5 protein-coding genes are annotated in these 5,274 nt (G+C 45.2%); 2 read left to right on the forward strand and 3 right to left on the reverse strand.

Annotated features, from left to right (window positions below; all coding sequences use genetic code 11):
• Positions 1 to 170: 170 nt before the first annotated feature.
• Positions 171 to 1,193 carry a hypothetical protein gene (locus ACQY26_RS07340; RefSeq protein ID WP_428048543.1) on the reverse strand — a complete coding sequence of 341 codons (1,023 nt, stop codon included), beginning with the start codon at positions 1,191 to 1,193 and terminating at the stop codon, positions 171 to 173.
• 156 nt (positions 1,194 to 1,349) lie between these two features.
• Here ACQY26_RS07340 and ACQY26_RS07345 point away from each other — a divergent pair, with 156 nt between their 5' ends.
• Positions 1,350 to 2,027 carry an MIP family channel protein gene (locus tag ACQY26_RS07345; protein WP_428048545.1) on the forward strand — a complete coding sequence of 226 codons (678 nt, stop codon included), beginning with the start codon at positions 1,350 to 1,352 and terminating at the stop codon, positions 2,025 to 2,027.
• A gap of 152 nt (positions 2,028 to 2,179) precedes the next feature.
• Here ACQY26_RS07345 and ACQY26_RS07350 read toward each other — a convergent pair whose 3' ends face one another.
• Entirely contained in the window at positions 2,180 to 3,154 is a 975-nt protein-coding gene (locus tag ACQY26_RS07350; protein ID WP_428048547.1) for a class II fructose-bisphosphate aldolase, read from the reverse strand.
• A gap of 123 nt (positions 3,155 to 3,277) precedes the next feature.
• On the opposite strand from ACQY26_RS07350, the gene ACQY26_RS07355 reads away from it, so the two are divergent.
• Positions 3,278 to 3,823 (forward strand): nitroreductase family protein, encoded by a 546-nt coding sequence (locus ACQY26_RS07355; RefSeq protein WP_428048549.1) that lies wholly within the window; start codon positions 3,278 to 3,280, stop codon positions 3,821 to 3,823.
• 61 nt (positions 3,824 to 3,884) lie between these two features.
• Here ACQY26_RS07355 and ACQY26_RS07360 read toward each other — a convergent pair whose 3' ends face one another.
• Positions 3,885 to 5,120: a hypothetical protein gene (locus ACQY26_RS07360; RefSeq protein ID WP_428048551.1), complete on the reverse strand. Its 1,236-nt coding sequence runs from the start codon at positions 5,118 to 5,120 to the stop codon at positions 3,885 to 3,887.
• Positions 5,121 to 5,274 lie beyond the last annotated feature (154 nt).

The raw sequence follows: 5,274 nt of genomic DNA on the forward strand, positions 1-5,274 counted from the left end.
GAGCGGCGCAAGGTGCAGTATAAGGCTTTGCTTAACCTAAATTGCTAGCCGCAAGAACAAGAAAGATAGACCGAGTAAAAGTATACGAAAACGCAATTTAGGCCGATATCATAACAACAAAAAGCCCCGGACCAAACTAATCCCGGGGCTATACAAATCCACAAAACCACTTAAAGCGAAGTCTGCGCTTTCAAATCCTTAGTCAATCTGATTCCGTCGGTTTTAACATTGTTCTTGATAAGCTTAGTAAAATCGGAAGAGAATAAAGCGTAGTCGTTGGTTTTTGTGTATGAAATAGTCTTTTCAACAGATTCACTGGCCCTCTTTATGCCGACCAACACATTAGTATTTCCGTTTGCTCTGTGGAAAACAGGTTCGCCAAGGAAAGTCTTTTTAGCTGAACCTTTGAGGGTAAGAACACCTTTCTTTACCGAAGCAACCGTTTTATCTGCGCCATCGGGTGTAAAGAACGCTCTGCCCAAGAAAGAATCCTGTACATTATCATTGGCGTTTATATTGGATAAAATTACAGTGCCGTAGTTGTTTTTTATGCTGAACTTTTCCCCTTCGGAGCTAGTCGCCCACTCCCAAAAAGCTACGCAAACATTGCTGGCGGAAGTGGCGTGTTTCTGCAGGCACAAATTGCTTATTTTTACCAAAGCCGCGCCGCTCTTTTGGTCAATCCAATAATTGTTGCCGATATGCTTCATATTGAAGTAAAGTTCGCGGCCGTCTTTTTTAAATTTCATGCTGACAGGCTCCCACTCAAGCCAAGGTTCCCCAAGTACGTCAGGGTCATTATAGTCCATGTCAGGGAGTTCCAAACAGCTCTTATGCGTAAGCATATAATCTTTATTAAGCAAAGTGCCGTAACATTTGGCTTCAAAATACCCCGCGCCTTCGCCCCAAAGGCCATCGTCTTTATAACTTATATTTACTTTTTCGCCGACACCGTTAAGAACATAAATAGTTCTGTGATGAGTGGTAGTAAGTTCAAAAACCATCGGAGTATAATTGTATTTATATCCGCCCCTGTTGGAACCGACCGCTGATGACATCGCCGCATTTATCGCCGAACCGACCGTCGAAGCTTTCTCTCCGTTCTGTTCCAAGAAAGAATCCAGCTCCGAAGCGAAAACAAAAGGCGTCAAAAGCGCAAAACCGAAAATCGCTGCAATTTTTTTAATCGACATTATTTTTCTCCTATAGAATATATTTAAATTATAGTTTTTACTTCCGGCGTTTTACAAGAGAAAAAGGACCCACCCCAAAATAGGGCTTATGGCCTATGCGCCAAGCTTTTGATTTTTTATAAAATAAAATATATATAAACTCAACGGAGGATTATTATGAAGAAATATTTAGCGGAACTCTTAGGCACTTTCGTGCTTACGTTTTTCGGCTGCGGTTCGGCCGCGATAGCCGGCGTGGACCTTGGCAATTTGGGCATAGCTTTTGCTTTCGGCCTTTCGATAGTGGCTATGGCTTATGCAATCGGCAATGTTTCGGGCTGCCATATTAACCCGGCTGTTTCGCTGGGCGTATACCTTACCGGCAGAATGAACGGCAAAGATTTGGCGGGTTATATCGTCGCGCAAGTAATAGGCGCCATTATAGCGGCTTTGCTTTTGGCGGCGTTGATTTCCATGAGCGATTTCACTTCCATAACGGCTACCGGCTTGGGCGCAAACGGCTACGGTGACGCCTCCGCCGTCGGCTTAAACGTATGGGGAGCATTGCTTACCGAAATCATATTAACAATGGTATTCGTCCTTACGGTGCTCGGCGCTACCGACGGAGAAAAAACTGGCGTAATAGCCGGCTTGATTATCGGCCTTACGCTGACCTTCGTACACATAATGGGCATACCCTTAACGGGAACTTCCGTTAACCCAGCAAGGAGCTTCGGCCCCGCTTTGGTGCTTGGCGGAGAAGCTTTGGCCCAAGTTTGGGTTTTTATAGTCGCCCCGCTTATCGGCGCGGCTTTGGCCGCCGGGATTTACAAATACTTCAAAAAAGCCAAATAAATTATCCGGCGAAAATCCTTTACAAACCAAAACGCTCCCGAAAGGAGCGTTTTTTATGCTTAAAGAGATGAAAACGCCCGGGGCAAAATCCGGGCCGATTTGTAAAACGGCAATAAAAAAGCCCCGCCGAAGCGGGGCTTTTACACTGCAAATTAATATCTGCCTGCGGAGCCTAAAACCTTTTCGTTTTTCTCTTTGTACATGGCGATAAGGTCGGTCCTGGCCGGGCCCAAGTATTTGCGCGGGTCAAATTCGGCCGGTTTTTCCGCAAAGACTTTCCTAATGGCGGCCGTCATTACGAGCCTGCCGTCGGAATCTACGTTGATTTTGCAGACGGCGCTCTTGGCGGCTTTTCTGAGCTGCTCTTCAGGTACGCCGACGGCGTTATCAAGTTTGCCGCCGTATTTGTTGATCGTGGCGACGGCTTTCTGGTCTACGCTGGAAGCGCCGTGCAATACGATAGGGAAGCCGGGCAAGCGTTTTTCGACTTCGGCCAAAATGTCAAAGCGCAAAGGCGGTACGCTTTCGCCGGGTTTCACTTTAAATTTATAAGCGCCGTGGCTGGTTCCGATTGAAATCGCCAAGGAGTCAACGCCGGTTCTCTTTACGAAATCTTCAACCTGGGCGGGATCGGTATAGGTGTGGTTCTCTGCGGAAACTTCGTCTTCGATACCGGCCAAAACGCCGAGTTCGCCTTCGACGGTAACGTCAAACTGATGAGCGTATTCCACTACTTTTTTGGTTAAGGCGATATTTTCTTCATAAGGCAAATGGGAACCGTCAATCATTACGGAAGAGAAACCTGAATCGATGCAGTCTTTGCAGAGTTCAAAGCTGTCGCCGTGGTCTAAGTGAAGAGCTACCGGTACGGCGTCGCCCATTTTTTTCATCATTTCAATGGCGCCGCGGCCCATCCAGCGGAGCAAGGTGGCGTCGGCATAATTTCTGGCGCCTTTGGATACCTGCAAAATTACCGGGGAGCGTGATTCCGTGCAGGCGGTAATAATGGCTTGAAGCTGCTCCATATTGTTAAAGTTGTAAGCCGGTACGGCATAACCTTCTTTCATGGCTTTGGCGAACATTTCTTTGGTGTTCACAAAACCAAGTTCTTTATAGGAAACTGTCATATAAAATTTGCCTCCATAAGTTTTATTTCACTTTCATTGTACTAATTTTGTTAAAATAAAGTAAATAAGCCCGCAACGTCGGGAATTTAAGCCGCAGCGGAAATTTTAAACGGAAGGATTTTTATGACTTTGGACGAGATAATTCAAAACAGAAGAAGCATAAGGAAATTTAAGGCCGAACCGGTAAGCCGGGAGCTTATAGAAAAATGCGTTGAAGCCGCGCGTTTGGCCCCCAGCGCGTGCAATTCCCAGCCGTGCCGCTACGTTATTCTTGACGATGAAAAAATTAAAAACGAGTTTTGCGAAAGCGTTTTTACCGGCCTTTATAAAACATGCAAACGCATAGGCCTCAACGCGCCGGTCTTAATAGCCGTATGCGCCAAAGCCGGCGGCAATCTTGAAACCGGCGTCGGGCAAATTATCAGCGGAACCAAATATTATCTTATAGACCAAGGCATAGCCGCGGAACACATCGTGTTAAAAGCGCAGGAACTGGGTTTGGGCACCTGCTGGATAGGCTGGTTTGACCCTAAAAAAGCGAAAAAATTTTTAAAACTGCCTTTCGGCGTTAAATGCGAAATTCTTATCGCCGTGGGCCTGCCGGACGAAGCCCCCTCCCCACGCCCGAGAAAACAGTTTAAAGATATTATTTCCTACAATAAATATTAAACCGAAAGCCCCGCCGTTAACAAAACCGCGGGGCTTTTTAAATGATTTTAAGCGCAAAGTTCTAATCTGCTTTGCAGGAAGGTTTTTCTTCCAGTTTTGCGAGCATTCTGTCAAAACATTTGATTATAAATTCCGGCTTATAATCAATTATTTTTTTATTGTGCCGCCTATAATCGCTTTCCTTTGCCGTTATCATTTTGTTTTTCGGAAGCTTTTTATAAATATAGTCCGTAACAACGGTTATATTGGGATACCAAAGATTATGCACTTTTTTGTCTATCCAGTGCTGCAAACCCAAATTCGGGACGTCCAACCCTGCGGAAGCCGCCCAAAATACGGAATTTAAAGCTATTATGTAAAGTTTATGTTCCTTTTTAATCAAATCAAGCAGGTGGCAGGTTTCGTTGAAAGAGAACTTTTTTATATCCAGCAATTTAAAGTCTTCGTCCACGACCGCCGAAGGCGTAACGGAAAGGACGAAGTACCCCTCCCTCAAAAGCCTGCGGATTAAATCGTCACGGTGCGGATAAGTATAAGCGGAACCGCGGGAATCCAGCTGCAAAAACACCACGGCCTTGCGCTTCTTGGCAAGGGAATTAATTTCCGCAAAAGTCTTTTTAACCTGAGGCGCCGGCTCCGTAGGGAAATAAAACACCGGGCGCGGAGTTTCACTCCCGGAGGGGAGCGGAAGCTGAAAAGTTTTAAACAGACTTTTTACCCTGTGCGGGATGTCAACGCCGTACTCATAATAAACCGGCACGGCCAAGAAACCTTCAGGGATATTTTTAAAAGCGTCCTCGTAGTTGTAATTCTTCCAAATAACGGGGTTGCGATAACCGTCAAAAGTAAAAACCTTTTCAAAAGCTGGGTTAGTTTCCAGCATGGAAGCGACTATCGGGGAGTTGTTTCTGTCAAAATGTTTTGAAACATATCCGTAAAATTTAAGCTTGGGATATTTGGCTTTTAATGCGGCCAGCATAGGCGTAGTATAAAGATAATCGCCTATTCCCATAAAAAATATCAAAGCCAAACCTTTAAGGTTTGGATCGGCCTTAAGGGCATTGTCTATATTGTAAAAAACGTGTTCGTGTATGTACAAAGGGCGCGGGAGCCTGTACCAATCCGCGTTAATCGGCAAATACTCTTTTTTGCAAGCTTGGCACGGTTTGCCGAAGCTGTACCAAATACAATAAGGCTTGCGGATAAAACCGCCCAAGGTTTTATGCCAGCAGTATCTAAGGCTTTCCCAAGCCAGACAAAGCGGGCGGCACTTCCATAGTTTGCGTTGAATGTTCATAGATACATTTTAGCAAAAAATCTGGAAAGCGAAACTTCTTGAAAGCGGCCATAAAAGGCAATCATAAAAAGGTACGCCCGAATATATATTATTTATATTGCCCCGGCGGAAATAAAGTTATACAATGTATCTGTTGGCGCGCCGCGTTTTGCTT

Source organism: Candidatus Proelusimicrobium excrementi, assembly GCF_937881865.1.
GTDB lineage: Bacteria > Elusimicrobiota > Elusimicrobia > Elusimicrobiales > Elusimicrobiaceae > Proelusimicrobium > Proelusimicrobium excrementi.